The sequence below is a fragment of the Paenibacillus sp. SSG-1 genome, assembly GCF_002224835.1.
Classification (GTDB): Bacteria; Bacillota; Bacilli; order Paenibacillales; family Paenibacillaceae; genus Paenibacillus_AQ; species Paenibacillus_AQ favisporus.
On record NZ_MBRK01000001.1, the window covers coordinates 5096002 to 5111573 of the forward strand.

General features: G+C 56.4%; 10 protein-coding genes. 5 read left to right on the plus strand and 5 right to left on the minus strand.

Annotated features, from left to right (window positions below):
• The first annotated feature begins 63 nt into the window (after window positions 1–63).
• Window positions 64–855 (plus strand): alpha/beta fold hydrolase, encoded by a 792-nt coding sequence (locus BCV73_RS23465; protein ID WP_089548724.1) that lies wholly within the window; start codon window positions 64–66, stop codon window positions 853–855.
• A gap of 135 nt (window positions 856–990) precedes the next feature.
• On the opposite strand, the gene BCV73_RS23470 is transcribed toward BCV73_RS23465, so the two are convergent.
• Together BCV73_RS23470 and BCV73_RS23475 are read right to left on the minus strand one after the other, a co-directional pair.
• Window positions 991–1365: a hypothetical protein gene (locus BCV73_RS23470; RefSeq protein WP_105444256.1), complete on the minus strand. Its 375-nt coding sequence runs from the start codon at window positions 1363–1365 to the stop codon at window positions 991–993.
• Window positions 1366–1768: 403 nt separating this feature from the next.
• Window positions 1769–2368, minus strand: a complete 600-nt coding sequence (locus BCV73_RS23475; protein ID WP_084204088.1) for a hypothetical protein — start codon at window positions 2366–2368, stop codon at window positions 1769–1771.
• Between the two features lie 311 nt (window positions 2369–2679).
• On the opposite strand from BCV73_RS23475, the gene BCV73_RS23480 reads away from it, so the two are divergent.
• Window positions 2680–3153: a DUF6843 domain-containing protein gene (locus BCV73_RS23480; protein ID WP_089548725.1), complete on the plus strand. Its 474-nt coding sequence runs from the start codon at window positions 2680–2682 to the stop codon at window positions 3151–3153.
• Between the two features lie 212 nt (window positions 3154–3365).
• Here the strand turns inward: BCV73_RS23480 and BCV73_RS23485 are convergent, their stop codons facing one another.
• The 3 genes from BCV73_RS23485 to BCV73_RS35920 all read right to left on the minus strand — a co-directional run bounded on the left by BCV73_RS23485 (window position 3366) and on the right by BCV73_RS35920 (window position 11447).
• Window positions 3366–4862 (minus strand): DEAD/DEAH box helicase, encoded by a 1497-nt coding sequence (locus tag BCV73_RS23485; protein ID WP_089548726.1) that lies wholly within the window; start codon window positions 4860–4862, stop codon window positions 3366–3368.
• 369 nt (window positions 4863–5231) lie between these two features.
• Window positions 5232–9746 carry an S-layer homology domain-containing protein gene (locus BCV73_RS23490; RefSeq protein ID WP_256992961.1) on the minus strand — a complete coding sequence of 1505 codons (4515 nt, stop codon included), beginning with the start codon at window positions 9744–9746 and terminating at the stop codon, window positions 5232–5234.
• Complete coding sequence (locus BCV73_RS35920; protein WP_256992962.1) at window positions 9747–11447, minus strand: phosphodiester glycosidase family protein; 1701 nt, start codon at window positions 11445–11447, stop codon at window positions 9747–9749.
• 786 nt (window positions 11448–12233) lie between these two features.
• Between BCV73_RS35920 and BCV73_RS23495 the strand changes: the two genes are divergently transcribed.
• The 3 genes from BCV73_RS23495 (at window position 12234) to BCV73_RS23505 (ending at window position 15492) form a co-directional block, all read left to right on the plus strand.
• The gene (locus tag BCV73_RS23495; protein WP_076173809.1) at window positions 12234–13133 is read left to right on the plus strand and encodes a carbohydrate ABC transporter permease; all 900 of its coding nucleotides are present in this window, start codon (window positions 12234–12236) and stop codon (window positions 13131–13133) included.
• A 15-nt stretch (window positions 13134–13148) separates the two neighbouring features.
• The gene (locus BCV73_RS23500) at window positions 13149–14024 is read left to right on the plus strand and encodes a carbohydrate ABC transporter permease (RefSeq protein WP_089548727.1); all 876 of its coding nucleotides are present in this window, start codon (window positions 13149–13151) and stop codon (window positions 14022–14024) included.
• Window positions 14025–14139: 115 nt separating this feature from the next.
• Complete coding sequence (locus tag BCV73_RS23505; protein ID WP_089548728.1) at window positions 14140–15492, plus strand: ABC transporter substrate-binding protein; 1353 nt, start codon at window positions 14140–14142, stop codon at window positions 15490–15492.
• Window positions 15493–15572 lie beyond the last annotated feature (80 nt).

Here is a 15572-nt window from a genome sequence, read left to right on the forward strand (position 1 = left end):
GAATCGTTATTTTATAATATGTAACAGTAACTGTTACTGATACTATTATTGGGAGTGGATCATATGCATTATCATGTTAACGGCGTCGAACTTCATGTGGAAGAGCAGGGCCAAGGAGACACGGCTCTTGTGTTTTTGCACTTTTACGGCGGGTCAGCACGAACGTGGACGAAAGTGGTTGACGCTCTCAAGGAGGATTACCTTTGTATAACCTATGACCACCGCGGTTGGGGAGACTCAGATAAGTCAGCTGTATCTTATACCATTCAGGATCTTGCCGATGATGCACATACGCTTATTCAAGAGCTTGGTTTGAACCGTTATGTGCTCGTTGGTCATTCCATGGGCGCTAAAACGGCGCAATTGTTGGCTTCACGTCATCCGGCCGGTTTAGAAGCTTTGGTCTTAGTTGCACCATCTCCCCCGACACCTCAAGATATGCCGCAAGACATGAGAAATGCCATGGTTCATTTTTATGATTCGCGTGAAGGAGCAGAAATCGCTTTGGGCAATATCGCCCTACTTCCTCTTGAAGAGCATATCCGCGAAATAGTGCTTGAGGATATGCAACGGAGCGCACCTTTAGCCCGTGCGGCATGGCCTGAAGCCGCAATGCTAGAGGATATATCCGCAGAAGCGAACAACATCCATGTTCCCACCCTTGTGCTCGCCGGGGAATCTGATCCGGTAGACCGGTTGGAAACACTAAAAAGCGAGCTGCTGCCGCGCATACCTCATGCAGAGCTGCGCGTCATTCCCCAGACCGGCCACCTTTCTCCCTTAGAAGCACCCGGCGATATCTCAGAGGGAATCTCCCATTTTTTGGCCAAGCAGAAATGGGGTAATGGCAAATGATATGAAAAACGGCAGGTCAGCTGTAAGCTGAATCCCTGCCGTTTTTTGCGCTTACACTCCTTGTGACGGAAAAGCGGAGGGGCGCATTTATCATGCTGCTGTATGGTATGAGGTGCCTCTGCCGAGGCCTGCCGTTTACTTTTTCTCGAACAGACCGAGACGGTTGTTGGGACGGCCGTTCAACCGGATCCCATCGCCATTCTTACTGTTCTTGCGCTTGGTACCGTTCAGGCGGTCTGTCAATTCGTTAAACCAGGCTTCGTCATAGGTGGCCAGTGCTATGTCAATCAGGCTTTCGACGTTGTTCTTATCGGCAAGCGGGTTGACCGGCAGCGATCTCAGCCAGGATTCACGTACACCGATCACGCGTCCAACCGCTTCCTCGTTGTCGGACTGAACGACGCGTACTCTCGCGATGCCTTTCTGAGCGTCCACCGTCTCAATGTATCCGTGAATAAACTCACCGTCTACCGTCTTCCCTTGGACCCAATCGCTAACTTCGAATCTCATCATTCCACCGCCCATCTTTAAGTATATACAAACTGTAACCAGAAAAATCACAAAATGAATATACTGTAATGATACTAAACACAGTTGGGAATGTCAAATCCGCCAACGACCATTTCGCAAACGACCGATTACATGGATGAGAAGCCACCTGCCGCCATATCCCCCATCTATAGTGTATGCAGTTATAGGGCGATAGGTTCGTTACCGCCTTCGGAATGCGACCTTGAAACCTAGTCCGATATACAGCGCTCCTACAACTTTGCCGCTAAGTCGGCCCAAACGACGGATCCATGCCGCCCGCTTGAAAGCCGTCCTTGCAGGCTGACCTGTGGAACACACCGGGCTGATGCACGCTAACTGCCGATTCCCAACGGATCCAATGTGTGCATGAGCTCTCAGTTTTCTAATGAAGATCATCGCTGCGGCTCTGCAGCCATTGCTGGAATTCAGCGGGTGTACTCACATCATCATCCAATACGGCCGAATAAATATCAAAGCTTTTCACTTGATTTCCATATTCGGCCCGCTTTGCCCATTCGGTTTTGATGCTTAAAATAGCAGCGGTCTTGGCAGGAGTAAGGCGTGCGGGCATCGTTTGAATATGCAGCAAATCGGGCTGTTTGTCAGGCTCGTCTACAAACCAGATATCCAGCTCCCACCGGTGGCCGTTTGCGGACCCGTAGGTCAATCCAAGAAAATAACCGTCTGGGTAAGCCGGATCGGTGTTCCATTGGCCCGTATCGTTAATAAATTTCATCTCCCGCACTCCCGGATTGGACATCAGCTGCAAAGCAATTCCAGAGACCGCAGCCATATCCAGTTTGGAGCAGACCACCGTCACATCCAGGTCCCTCCAAGCCATTAAACCTAGCGCAGCGCTCCCTACGATTACGGGCTTACCGGCTGCTGCCAGCAATGGCATCAGGTTCATTTCTTCAGCAACCGAACCCGCTTCAACCTGCAGCTGCTTTTGGCGGGCAAGCAAATCCTCTTGGTTCATCATCGTCCCTTCACCCTTTCGATATCCGCTAATCTGGTCTTATTTCCTCCGGCTGTCAAATTCGCCGCTTCCAGCAGCATCATGTTCTTCGTCCTCTCAGGAAAAGATAGCCGGGTATCCTCCAAAATGTTCTCTTAGCATCATTATAATGTTTTTAGAGGAATTTTTAGAGGAAATCGATAGATAAACTGCATGATTTGGTCAGCACAAAATGTGGGAGGTTGATCCTTGGCATTCTCTTTTTGATGAAAGTAATATCCGATTTTTCCGTCGATCATTATGGAAAGCTGTTGTAATATAATGTAAGTACCTTAATGAACGAATCAAAGGCGGTGAAGATTTTGAAAGGTCTAATCAGAGCATATAAGGTATTCATTGCCGTGTTTGCCGTCATTGTGGTTGCTGCCGTTGTGATTGGGACAAGGGGGCTGAGTGGGCAGGAAAATCATATTTATGTGCTACCGGCCGGGTACACAGGATGGGTAGCGGTCATTTACAATCAAAAGGGTTATCCCGAGCTCCCGAAAGAGGGAGACGCCATTGTAAACCGGATTCCGAAAAACGGAGTTTTGAAGACGTCGAGCGCACCGACAGCCGGCGGGATGACATTTTTTTATGCAGATGATCAAGGTCAACGGACTGAAGTGGGGATGGGAATGATTCAAGGCCAGCACATGGGCACGGATACGATCCCGCGTCCGGACGGTACGAAAGAAGAAAAAACGATCAATGCGTTTTATGTCGGCACCGAGCAGCAGTATTACGCTCATTTACAGGAGCAGCCATGATAGATCAAACTTAAAGCCACACTGCTGTTATCCTCCAATCATCCACCATTAAGAGCAGCTGTAGCGCCCCGTCCGCTGCCCCCTCCCCCAGACTCCTTCTTTTATGGAAAATACAAAATGACCCACAGGAGGGTCACGGGCAAAGTGTCCTTCCTGTGGGTCACAGATCACAGATCATCTGTGGTCAACACGTAAAACGTCTAAACTCCATATTAATGAGACGAACTTACCTTATTTCTAGGGTCCGCCCCGCTTGGTTTCGGTCTGCGGTTCGTGCGTCCGTTGGAATTTCCATTTCCATGCCCCTTGGACTTGTCGTTCGCATTTCCCTTCGAATGGCCTCCCGCATCACGCTTCAAGCTGCTGTTCGCGTTCCGATCAGGTTTGCGGGCACCGCTCACCGCCGCCTTTGGGGCACGATCCTGCTTCGGTTTGCCCCGCTGCTGCCCATCGTCCGTCCGCCCTTTACGGGCATCTCCAGCCTGCGGCTTGCGGGAATGGCCAGCTTGCGTCTTACCCGGCCGGTTTGCCGTGGAATTCCCTAATGGGCGGTTTGCCGCTGCCGCTTGGGGCTCCATCGGATAGTCATGCCCCTTCACTTCGGGAATGGCCTTGCCGATCAGCTTTTCGATGTCCTTCAGGTACGGCAGCTCGTCCGCTTCGCAGAAAGAGATTGCAGACCCGCTCATCCCCGCCCTGCCCGTGCGGCCGATACGGTGAACGTACGTCTCCGGGATATTCGGCAGATTAAAGTTAATGACATACGGAAGCTCGTCAATATCGATCCCCCTGGCGGCAATGTCGGTCGCCACCAAAATGCGCGTCGTCCCGTTTTTGAAATGGTTCAGGGCGTTCTGCCGGCTGTTTTGCGATTTGTCGCCATGGATCGCCTCCGCCGTAATGTTCGCCTTCTTCAGCGCACGCGCCACCCGGTCGGCTCCCCGTTTGGTACGGGTAAACACCAGGGCCGACTCGATCGACGGGTCCTGCAGCAGCTGGTTGAGCATCTGCAGCTTGCTTCCTGCCGCCAGCAAATAAACCGACTGCTCGATCCGTTCGGCGGTTGAGGAGACCGGCGTCACTTCCACTTTTACCGGGTTGACGAGCAGCGTTTGGATCAAGCCGCTAATTTCTGGAGGCATCGTCGCCGAAAAGAACAGCGTCTGCTTCCGCTTCGGCATGACGGCGATAATCCGCTTCACATCATGGATAAAGCCCATGTCCAGCATCCGGTCGGCTTCATCCAGCACGAGCATTTGAATATGCTGCAGATCGATGTGCTTCTGATGGATCAGGTCGATGAGCCGGCCTGGCGTGGCGATCACGATATCCGCGCCCTGCTGCAGCGCCCGTTCCTGCGGCTTTTGCGGAACGCCGCCGACAATGACCACCGCACGCAAATCGGTATACTGGCTGTACGCCTTCACGTTATCCATAATTTGAATGGCCAGCTCTCTCGTCGGCGTCAAAATAAGCGCGCGGACCCTGCGGCCCGTCCCCGGTTTGCGGGGCTCCCGGCTCAATAACTGTATGATGGGCAGGGAAAATGCGGCGGTCTTGCCGGTTCCCGTCTGGGCGCAGCCCAAGAGATCCCGTCCGGCCAGCACGGCCGGAATGGATTGTGCCTGAATCGGCGTCGGCTCGGTATAGTTCTGTTTGGCCAGCGCTTTTAAAATATTCGGGTCAAGCTTCAAATCTTTAAAGTTCATATATGCTCCTTTTACTTTAAACCTGTATTCTTTAATCACGAAACCTGTGTACTTTTCATCCAAGTCACCACAAGCCGTTCTTTTACGTCGTAATACATAACGATACCACATCTGGACACCAAAAAAGAAGCGGAATCTTTCTCCGCTTCCTTAAAAAATGATGTATATGGACTAAAATGGCAATAAGCTCCACGGAACTGAGCACGGATCAAGGGAATGAATTCGCAATGAAAGTGTTCCTTCAGCATATCATACGGATGATGGCAAAAGAGACCGGAAGGGTCAGCTCACCAAGCTGTTCCCCGCCGGTCTTCTTGTTATTGGTCTTCTAACTGGGTGGATCGTAAATTACCAGATCGTTACCTTCGTTTATTTCCCCGCTTGCCCCAGCTTGGTCAGAACGTTGTACAAGATCTGGGCCGTTTCGGCCCGGGTGGCCTGGCCGTCCGGATGAAACCGGCTAGGCCCCTGCCCTTGAATCAGTCCGGCGGCGTACGCAGACCGGACGGCTTCCTGCGCCCAGGCCGGCGAACCGGCGACGTCCGTGAACGGCGCCGTTTCCCCGCCGGCTGCGGCGGTTCCGCCCGCGGCCCGGTAGGCGCGGACGATCATGGCCGCCGCTTCCTGGCGCTTGATCAAGGCGTCCGGCGCAAAGCTTGCGCCGCTGACGCCTTGGACGATGCCCGCCTTGGCGGCGGCGGATACGGCTTCCGCGTACCATGCCGCGGAAGGCACGTCGCTGAAGGGCGCGCTGCCGTCGCCCTTCAGGTGCAGCAGGCGGACCAGCATCGCCGCCATTTCGGCGCGGGTCACCGGCTGATCCGGCGCGAAGATGCCGCCACCGACGCCGTCGATGAGATGCTTCGCCGCCAGCTCCCGGATCACGCCGGAAGCCCAGTGCCCGCTCGTATCGGCGAAGCTTTTGGTGTACTCCAGAACGGCGTAAGCGGCATCCAGCGAGCTCACTTCGGCTTTCAGCTTGCCGCCTGCGGCCGTTCCGCCGATATACGTGAGCTCGCCTTGGCTACTCAGGCCATACAGCCCGGTCAGCTTGGCATCCAGCCCCGAGGCGACGGGGAGCTCCAGCGTTATCGGCTGCTGCAGCGCCGTGATCGGGTGAACCTGGCCATCCTTCGATATGAGGCTCAGGTTGAGGGTAAAGAGGCTGCTTCCTGCGCGGAGCACCGCGCCTTCCGCCTGCCCGGCCTTCGCCACCCGCTCTGCGGCCTCTGTCTCCGAGGCGCGGGATGCCGCCAGCCGAATCGTGCTTCCTTCGAGCTGATCGGCGGGCACCTTGCCGCTGACCGCCTGCAGGATGCCTGCGGGCAGCGTCAGCTTCAGGTCAGCCGCGTTCACCGTCAGCGGCTGTCCCTGGAGCAGCGAGGCGGCGCTGCCCGGCAGAATCAGCTCATCGAACGGCTGATCTGTGTCCAATACGGCTCCGCCTTTCGCCAGAATCGCCGTCAGCTGCGCGGCGTTCAGCTTCCACTTGCCGCCTTGGCCCGGCTTCGGATCCGGCTGGGCGGGTGGAGTCACCGGCGGCTGCACCGGTGCAGAAGAGTTCCCTCCACTGTTGCCTGAATTCCCACCATTATTTCCTCCGCCATTACCCGGGTCACCTCCGCCAGGGTGATCTCCCCCGCCGTTACCCGGGTCGCCTCCGCCAGGGTTGTCACCATCTCCCCCTCCCGGCTGCTCCGGCGCTTGAACGGTAAGTTCATATTCGGCCGACAACGATCCGTAAGCGGCCGATATCACCGTTTTCCCTTCGGCCAGCGCAGTCACTACGCCCTGTTCGCTCACCGAAGCGACGTCCTCATGACTGCTGCTGAAGGTTACACCTTCCAGCACCTGAATGCGCGTGCCGTCCGCGTAGACCGCTTCCGTTACCGTCTGATCGGTCTCCCCTTCCTTCAGCACTTCTTTGCCCTTCAGCTCCAACGATTCGGGCTGGTCTTCCGGCGCCGGATTCACGGTGACGATCGTCTCCGCGAACAGATCCGGGTTCACCGTGCATGCCGCCCGGATGACGGCCGTTCCCGTGCCGGCCGCCGTCAACCGGCCTTCCGGCGATACCGTCACCACTTCGCCGCCCTCCCCGGTCGGCTCGGCGCTGTAGACGGACCACGTGACGCCGGGGTCCGCTCCATCCGGCTTCACCTTGGCGGTCAGCTGCCTGGTTTCGCCGACGGCCAGCTTCACGTCCTGCTGCTCGATCTCGACTGACTCCGGAGCCGGAGCCTCGGTCTGCTTCGACAGCGTAAACTCGTCGACGGTTCGTCCGCCGACCGTCTTGGTCACAAAGTGCAGGCTGTCGCCGTCCACCTCGACCGAAGCGTACATTTGCGTCGCTTCATCATCGGTAATCCGCTGCCAGTCCCGTTTGGTCAGTGAGTAAAACTTCGGTCCTGTCGAGCCGGCCACGACATAAGTCGTCCCCTGCCCGTCCGGAACGATCTCGTTGTTCATCATCGGGAAGGTCCGCAGGTAAATATGATCATGCCCGTTCAGGACGAGATCGACCCGATGCCGCTCGAGCACCGGCGCCCACAGCCGCCGGATGTCGGCCGTATCGTAAATGCTGCCGTACGGGCCGCGGTGGAAGATGGCGATCTTCCATTTTTTATCCGTCCTGGACAGGTCCTGGTCGAGCCACTCCTTCTGCTCCTCGTACTGGTATTCGCTGTTCAAAACGACAAAATGAATGTCCTTGTAATCAAAGGAAAAATTGCTTCCCGCCAGGCTTGGCACACCGTTGCCCGGCTGGTTGAAATGGGCCAGGAAATCGTTGCTTTCCTTCGTTCCCATCACCTCATGGTTGCCGATCGCGCCGACCAGCGTCGTGTTCAGGAACGCCTCCTGCGCTTCGCTGAACCACCACTTCCATTCCTGCTCGTTGAAGCCTTTGTCGACCATGTCGCCGACGTGGACCATAAACTCGGCGTCCGGTGAATCTTCCACCGCCTTCTTCACCGTGCTGCCCCACAGCTTGAACCCTGCCAAGTCTCCCGCCTGGGAGTCGGCGAAATACAGGAACTTGGTATGATCGCCGTCAGCCTCAGCGGTCCTGAACGTGCCCTGCGGGCTGTAATGGCCGCTTCCGTCACCGACGCGGTACACGTATTCGGTGCCCGGCTCCAAGCCGTTCACCGTCGCCTTGTGCACCCGGACCGCACCCAGATCGAACGTCTGGTACAGATAGCTTGTTCCTTCCGTTTTCAACGCATTCGGCTCGTCAAACCCGGTAAAATCCGCTTTTTTCACCACTTCTACCACGGTCTGCTCCACAGCCGGGCTCGTATGCCAGATGAAACCGCGGGATGCAGCCGGATCCTCGCCCATGCCGACGTTGATGTTGTACGGCGTTTCGGTACCGGACAGCGGCGACACCTTAAACTCCGCCACCGGACTGTACTGGTCTCCCTTCACCGCCTGCATCTGATACGTCTTAACCTCAGCCGTCAGCTGCTTGGTGCTCAGCTCGCCCTGTGCATCGGTCGTTCCGACCAGGCTGCCGTCCGCGGTAATCTGCGCGCCTTCTACCGGCTCCCCCGACTCGTCTTTGACCGAAAAGACCGTTTCGTAGCCCTGGATGTTGCCGTTCTCGTTCCAGGACAGCGACAGGGCGCTCTTGATATCGGACTTCAGCGGCAGCCCGAAGAAGGGGTACACCACGCTGCCTGTGCCGGCAAAAGTAACGTTACCGGACTCAAACCGGATTTCATTCGTTCCGGCGGCGTCCTTTTTCACGTCAAAGCTGATTTGTCCGATCAAATCGCTGTCGGTCAGCCCCGCTTGGTCCAATTGGCTGAAGGTCAGCGCGGCCGTGCCGTCCTCGCCGATAACTGCGCTTGCCTGGGTCGCATCCAGCTTGCCGCCCGGAATAAACTTGAGATTCTCCACCTTGCTCAGGTCAAAAGCAAGCCGAAGCTGTCCTCCCTGCAAGCCGGCGGCCTTCACCCCTTTGATGTCGACCGTGTAGGTACGGCCCCCGTACAATTCCTTCGGCGTGTCATACGTCAGCTTCGAGCCGCCCGTGTCCACGTTGAAGGTCCACGCCTCGGTCGTCCGGTTGCCGGCCAGGTCCGTCACCGACACCTTGGCCTGATGCAGCCCGTCCGCCAGCGGCGTCGCCGGGGTGTAATAAATCCGGCCTTCCGGAGGATACAGCGTGTGCTGCACACGCTGGCCGTCCAGGTCGAACCGGATCGAGTCCGGATCAATCAGCGTCGTGCCCGGATGCTGCGCCGGATCATATCCCGCGTCTTCGCCGTACACCTTGATCACCGGCTGGTTGCTGCGGATCGTCTCCCCGTCCGCCGGCGAGAAGTCCTTCAGGACCGGCGGCTCCATGTCGTCCTGATTCGGACCGTACAGGGCCCGGATCTGATCGACGTAGATCGCCCCGGCATCCTTCTTGGCGGATGAAGTCTCCATATAGCGCACCGGCATATCCATGATTAGCGGAAGCGTCCGGCCTTTGGGCACTTCCGCCTCCAGGTACTTCCACCCGGTCCAGTCAATGCCGATATTCTGGTCGGTCAAATCGAGTGGTATCGTTCCCTTGCTGTCGCGCAGCTGCGCACGCAGCCAGTGGGTTTTTCCGTCCCCGTACACCCACATGCTGATCTTCTCCGGATAACCCGGAATTTGAATGGCCTCCGCCTGCGTCTTGCTCTGCAGATAGGCGCCCGAAGTTCCCGGTGTGCCGGTAAAATCATACTCCAGCTTCAGCGAACCGCTGCCGAAACGGACCAAATCTTCATTCGTCTCGATGCTCACCTTGGACGTCTTAAACTGCGCGCCGGCCGACGGCAGATACTTGTCCAGGCCGTTTTCGAAATCCTCCAGCACCACCGGAGGCTGGCCGATGGTCACATCCATCTAAGCTTCCACCCCCTTGTAGCTCACCACAATTTTGCCGCTCAGCTCATTGCCTTCCGCCGCAGTAAAGACGCCGGCTGCGTCGATCGAGCCGATCGGCCCCTCGACGCGCCATGTCAGCAGGCGGTTGTCGGCCTGCACCACCTGGCCGTCGCGGAGCGCCGTCACCTTCAGCGTCTCCGACTGGCCCGGCGGGAAGCTGCGCAGCTGATCGCCAAATTTCAGCTCGGTCAGCGTATCGACGACCTCGACTTTGCCGGCTCCGCTTGCGCCGCCGGACGTGACGGCGATATCCGCCTGTCCTGGCGTGGAACCGGCCGTAAAGACGCCGCTGCCGTCGATCGTTCCGATCGCCGGGTTGACGTTCCACTCCGGCGTGCCGTCCATCGCGGCCGGATGCAGGTTGGCATCCACGCCGGCCGCCTTAAAGGCCGCCGTGGAGCCGGCCAGCACCCTCGCCAGCTGCGGCTGGACGACCAGCTTGTCCACCGGCCCTTCCGCCGCCTTGTTCACAAGCAGCAGCCCGTTGGCCGTCTTGCGCTCCCCGCCGTCAGAGGGAGAGTTCAGCAGCGTTCGGCTGGTTTCGCCCGGCATGCGGGCGATAAATGTCGACGAGCCGCCGCCGTCCAGGTTGATGGCGTTCACGACGCCGATCTCCGCCATGATCTGCCCCAGCTCGGCCAGCGTCACGCCTTCGCTGAAGCCCGGCTGGCGCCCGTCGATTTCCAGCATGACGACGGAGCCGTCCGCTTTCGTCCCGATCGCCGTGCGCGGATGGGCCGCCGGGTCGCTGTTCGGCTGCGCCGCCCCGTCCTTGACGAGCAGCGCGGAGCCGCCGATGGCCATCGTCACGCCGCTCCAGGCCGGCTCAAGGCCGAAGGTGACCGATGCCGTATCGCCTGCCTTAAGGCCGGCGAGCACCGCGCGCTGGCTGCCGGAAGCCGACAGGATGACCTGCCCCGGGGCTAGCGGCGTGCTGCCTTTGTCTTTATGGACGTCGGCTACCTTCAGCTCCAGTGTCTCCCCGCTTTTGACCTCTCCCTTCACGACGTCAAGAACGACTTCGTCTCCTAAATCATTGGTCATGGTCGAGCCGTAGAAGTCGTTCGTGTACAAAACGAGATCGTTATTGCCACGCGTCCGGTTGATGGACGTCAGCTCGGTCTTCTGTCCGCCGATCTCCAGCGTCCGCGCAAGCTTCGGGCTCGGCCCGTACATCGTCGTGCCATCCTCCTTGATGCCAAACGCGTACCAGTCATTTGGCGGACTCGTCAGTATTTTTCCGCTGCCCATGAAGTAACCGAGCGGGACGCCGGAGGACATATCATAAAAGTCTCCGTTGATCCCGGCGATCACCCGATTCCCCGCTCTGTCGATATCCGCAGCCATTTTGCTGACCGGCTGCATGCCGTATACTTTGCCGTCCGTCATGCCGGGCTCAAGCACCAGAGCCGGATTGGACGGATCGAACTCCACCATGTGCAGCTTCTCCAACCCTCGGTCCAGCTTCATGTCCTTCCAGGTATAGACCGCGCCCGGTCCGATCTGGACCTGCCGCTCGTCGACGATGCTTCCGGCTGCCGCAGCCTGTGCGCCGGCTTCCGCCGCCAGTACGGGCCGCCCGCCGGGCAGAGCCAGGGTCAGAACCAGCGTGCCGGCCAGCAGCGACGCCCATAGGCTCCTCGTCCGTTTTCTTATCATTCCATCCTTGCCTCCCATTCGATCTGACAGAATTCGGGTCCTTCATAGAACGCCTCGACAGCAAAGTATAGCGGTAGCGTGTAAAGCCATCTCCCCTCTCTTCGTAAAATTTTGTCAGATTAATGTAAAATAAAATTAAATATTCACTAACAATATAAAATTATATTTCACGATTGGATAGGAGCTTTGTAACTAAGATCGAGACAAAACCAGAGGTTTGAAGCCCTGTTTTAGCAGCAAATTTCGACAGTGAACATGAATCCGGCAGGCGCGGCGCCCCGCGAACAAAACGAAAGCCCTTACGCATAAGCGCAAGAGCAGCATTGTCTTTTACATAGCATGATATATCATATCTTTTCTACCGCAGCTTCCTCCTCTCCGGACTAGATTATAAAAACAGATCCGGTATCCACGCAGCCTCCTCCCCATTCGCCTCATATGATATGCACATTCAATCTACAAATAATATAACAACAATTATAAAAAACTTAATTTAGTATATTGACACTATACTGTTATGTCATTATATTGAGAAATGTAAGCGGTTTATTTGCGTGATCTTGCTCTAAAGAAGCAGATGAAATTGATGAAAGGAGAAAAAAACAGGGGGCCGTAGTGCAGTCAGGACGGACCAATCAACGGACTAATCCACGAACCGATCCACGGACCGCCTGCAGTCCGAATGCAGTTTACACCGTACTTTACTTTTACGCACGGGGCCGGGACATAACGGCGGGTACACGCACCGTTCCTGTCCGGATGCTGAATGAGGGAGGTATATGAAAAATGACGGTAAGCAAAAAGAAGCTTCGCGGCTGGGCCAAAGGCTATCTGTTTATTCTGCCTTCCATTATTGGCTTCAGCGTGTTTGTCGCCTATCCGCTGTTGTCGTCCATTTATTACGCCTTAACGGAATGGAGCGGCTACGATAAGCCCCGTTTTGTCGGATTCGACAACTTTAAATACATGTTCACGGAGGACCCGGCCTTCTGGCCTTCGGTCCGGGCGACGCTGTATTTTGTCATCATGAGCGTTCCTTTATCGCTGATTCTGGGCCTTTTGCTGGCCATGCTGCTGAACAAAAGCCTGCCCGGCATCAAATGGTTCCGCACGATTTATTACCTGCCGACCGTCGTGCCGTCCATCGCGACACTCACGCTGTGGCTGTTTATCTATCAGCCCCAATACGGGCTCGCCAACTCGCTGCTCAGGCTGCTCGGACTGCCCGAAGGCACCTGGCTGACGAGCGAAACGACCGCGCTTCCCTCCATCGTGCTGATCGGCCTGTGGCAGGTCGGATCCGGCGTCATTATTTTCCTGAGCGGTCTGCAGTCTGTTCCCCAGGAGCTGTACGAGGCGGCCGAAGTCGACGGAGCCGTCCGCTGGCGGATGGCCCTACACATTACGATTCCCATGATTACTCCTATCCTGTTCCTTCAGCTTATACTCGGCATCATCGGCGCCTTCCAGGCCTTCAACCAGGTACAGGTTCTGACCGGCGGCGGCCCGAACTTCTCCACATCCCTGCTCAACTTCAAAATTTACAACGACGCCTTTAACGGCCGCATGTTCGGCTATTCGATCGCGGAGGTCTGGGTGCTGTTCGTCATCATCATGATCTTCACCGCGCTGACTTACCGGTACTCGAACCGGTTCGTGTATTACGAAAGCGACAATTCGAAATAAGGAGGTTCCCTGCTGATGGTGATGCAAACGGAAGTACGGACAACAACACGCAAACCCAGACGGAAATTCAGCATCCTGGACACCATCCGGTTTATTATCCTGACCATCGGTGCCATCGCCATGCTGTTTCCGCTGCTGTGGATGGTGACCATTGCCCTGAAGGGCAACAACGACGTGTTTAAAATCCCGCCCGAGTGGTTTCCCCGGGAGCTGCACTGGTCCAACTTCGTAACCGGAACGCGGGAGATCAACTTCTGGCAGACATTCGGCAACTCGATGTTCATCGCGGTGGTGTGCACGATCGGCCAGGTCGCCAGCTCCGTGCTGGTCGGCTACGGGCTTGCCCGATTAAGCTTTCCCGGCCGGAAGCTGTGGTTCTCGTTGTTCGTGGGCAGTCTGATGCTGCCGGGCTTTGTCGGCATGATCCCGCTCTTTAACCTCTACACGAGCCTGGGCTGGTACGACTCCTGGCTGCCGATCATCGTGCCTGCTTTTTTCGGGAACGCCACATTTTCATTCCTGTACGTCCAGTATTTGAAGACAATTTCCGTTTCCTTTGACGAGGCGGCCAAAATCGACGGTGCATCCGACTTCTACATTCTGATGAAAGTGCTCGTACCCATGACAACGCCGGTCATCATGACGATGGTCATCTTCTCCTTCCAGGGAGCATGGAACCAGTATCTCGAGCCGCTGATTTATATTATCGACCCGAGCAAATGGACGCTGTCCCTGGCGATGGCTTCCTACAAAGGCACCTATGCGACCGCCTGGAACCTGTTCATGGCCGCGGATCTCATCTACATTCTGCCGATGCTGCTCATCTTTTTCTTCGGCCAGAAGTTCTTCATGCAGGGGCTTGGCTCCGTCAATTCCGCTTCATTAAAATAAATCGGCCGCCCCGGGCGGATAGGAGGTGGTGCCTGCCGGCGGTGGGATCTAGGAAATGATATATCAGGTACAGGTGACAAATGTATTCGAAATGAGATATCAGGGAGGTCTTTCTATGACAAAGGGTGCAAAAAAGTGGTTTAGCGGCATGCTCACGTTACTCCTGTTCTCCAGCCTGCTCGCCGCGTGCGGCGGTGGCGGGTCATCCGATTCCGCCGGTTCGGCAGGCACGTCCGATTCGGGCGGTACTTCCGGTTCGAAATCGTCCGGCAAGAAAGTCGAAGTGACGATGATCACCTGGGAATCGAAAGAAATGAACGATAAAATCATGGCGGCCATGAAGCAGTTTGAGCAGGAAAACCCCGACATTACGGTGAAACTCATCCCTACCCCACTCGACAATTACGGCGTCAAGGTCAACGGGATGCTGACCGCCAAGAAGGCCCCGGACATTTTTATGACAGGCAACGACATGCTGCTGGACAACGCATCCAAGGGACTGCTGTATGACTGGACGTCCCAGGCGGAGCAGGATAAGGAATTCATGGACGGCTTCTACAAAGGCGTCGTGGACAGCTGGCATTATGACGGCAAGCTCGTCGGTCTGCCCGGCCTGCTGAATACGTATGGCATTTTCTATAATAAAAAAGCGTTCCAGGACGCTGGTCTGACCGAGCCGAAAATCGGCTGGACTTATAGCGATCTGTTCACAGCTATGGAGAAGCTGTCCAGCAAGCAGGGCGGTGTGCAGCAGTTCGGCTATTACGCTCCGCTTGATCCGTTCTATCTGTCGCTCTATTCGGTCTCCTCGGGCGCCGCTCCGTTCGCCGACTCCATCCTCAATCCGACCAAAGTGGAGATCAGCGACAAGTTCGTGGAAGGCGTGGAGAAATACAAAACCGCTATTGCAAACGGTTACATGAATCCGCCGACCTTTGATTTGACCAACGTCATGAGCTCCTTTAAGCAGGGCAAGGTGCCGATGACGCTTCAAGGCCAGTGGGTTGCGGACGATTTGATCCGTACGGCGCCGAAAGATCTGCAGTGGGGCTTCGTGCCGATGCCGGTCGTGAACACCCAATCCGAGATTTACGACGCGGTGGGCTGGTGCAGCCCGACAACGGTCAAAAATCCGGAAGCCGTCTGGAAAGTGCTGAAATTCCTGGACTCCAAAATGTACGAAGAAGTGCTTCCGCAAACGCCGGTCGCTCCTGCAGCGTACCAGGCATCCTCTTCCGCTTACTTTGAAGCGCTGAAGACGGCTGGCCATGCCGATGTCGGGGAAGGTATCGACCACATTTTGAAATCGCCTGATACGCAGCCAGTCCGCTTCCTCTCGTCCTGGGCAGGCAAAGCGAATCCGTTCATCGAAGCTTCCTGGAAGAACGTCCTGATGGGCAAAGCGCCGATCAGCGAGCTGAACACGATGGCGGATAAGATCAACAAGGTCATTTCGGAAGCCAAGTAACAAGTCGCGGGATTAACGGTCCCCTCTGCCCTTCAGGCGTGTATACTCCTGCAAAACTCCTGCCTTTTATGAATCCGGAC

Coding starts and splice junctions, on each gene's coding strand:
- BCV73_RS23485 (WP_089548726.1), bottom strand. CDS start 4,862: ATGAACTTTAAAGATTTGAAGCTTGACCCGAATATTTTAAAAGCGCTG.
- BCV73_RS23500 (WP_089548727.1), top strand. CDS start 13,149: ATGGTGATGCAAACGGAAGTACGGACAACAACACGCAAACCCAGACGG.
- BCV73_RS23475 (WP_084204088.1), bottom strand. CDS start 2,368: ATGATGAACCAAGAGGATTTGCTTGCCCGCCAAAAGCAGCTGCAGGTT.
- BCV73_RS23465 (WP_089548724.1), top strand. CDS start 64: ATGCATTATCATGTTAACGGCGTCGAACTTCATGTGGAAGAGCAGGGC.
- BCV73_RS23490 (WP_256992961.1), bottom strand. CDS start 9,746: ATGGATGTGACCATCGGCCAGCCTCCGGTGGTGCTGGAGGATTTCGAA.
- BCV73_RS23505 (WP_089548728.1), top strand. CDS start 14,140: ATGACAAAGGGTGCAAAAAAGTGGTTTAGCGGCATGCTCACGTTACTC.
- BCV73_RS23470 (WP_105444256.1), bottom strand. CDS start 1,365: ATGAGATTCGAAGTTAGCGATTGGGTCCAAGGGAAGACGGTAGACGGT.
- BCV73_RS23480 (WP_089548725.1), top strand. CDS start 2,680: ATGAACGAATCAAAGGCGGTGAAGATTTTGAAAGGTCTAATCAGAGCA.
- BCV73_RS35920 (WP_256992962.1), bottom strand. CDS start 11,447: ATGATAAGAAAACGGACGAGGAGCCTATGGGCGTCGCTGCTGGCCGGC.
- BCV73_RS23495 (WP_076173809.1), top strand. CDS start 12,234: ATGACGGTAAGCAAAAAGAAGCTTCGCGGCTGGGCCAAAGGCTATCTG.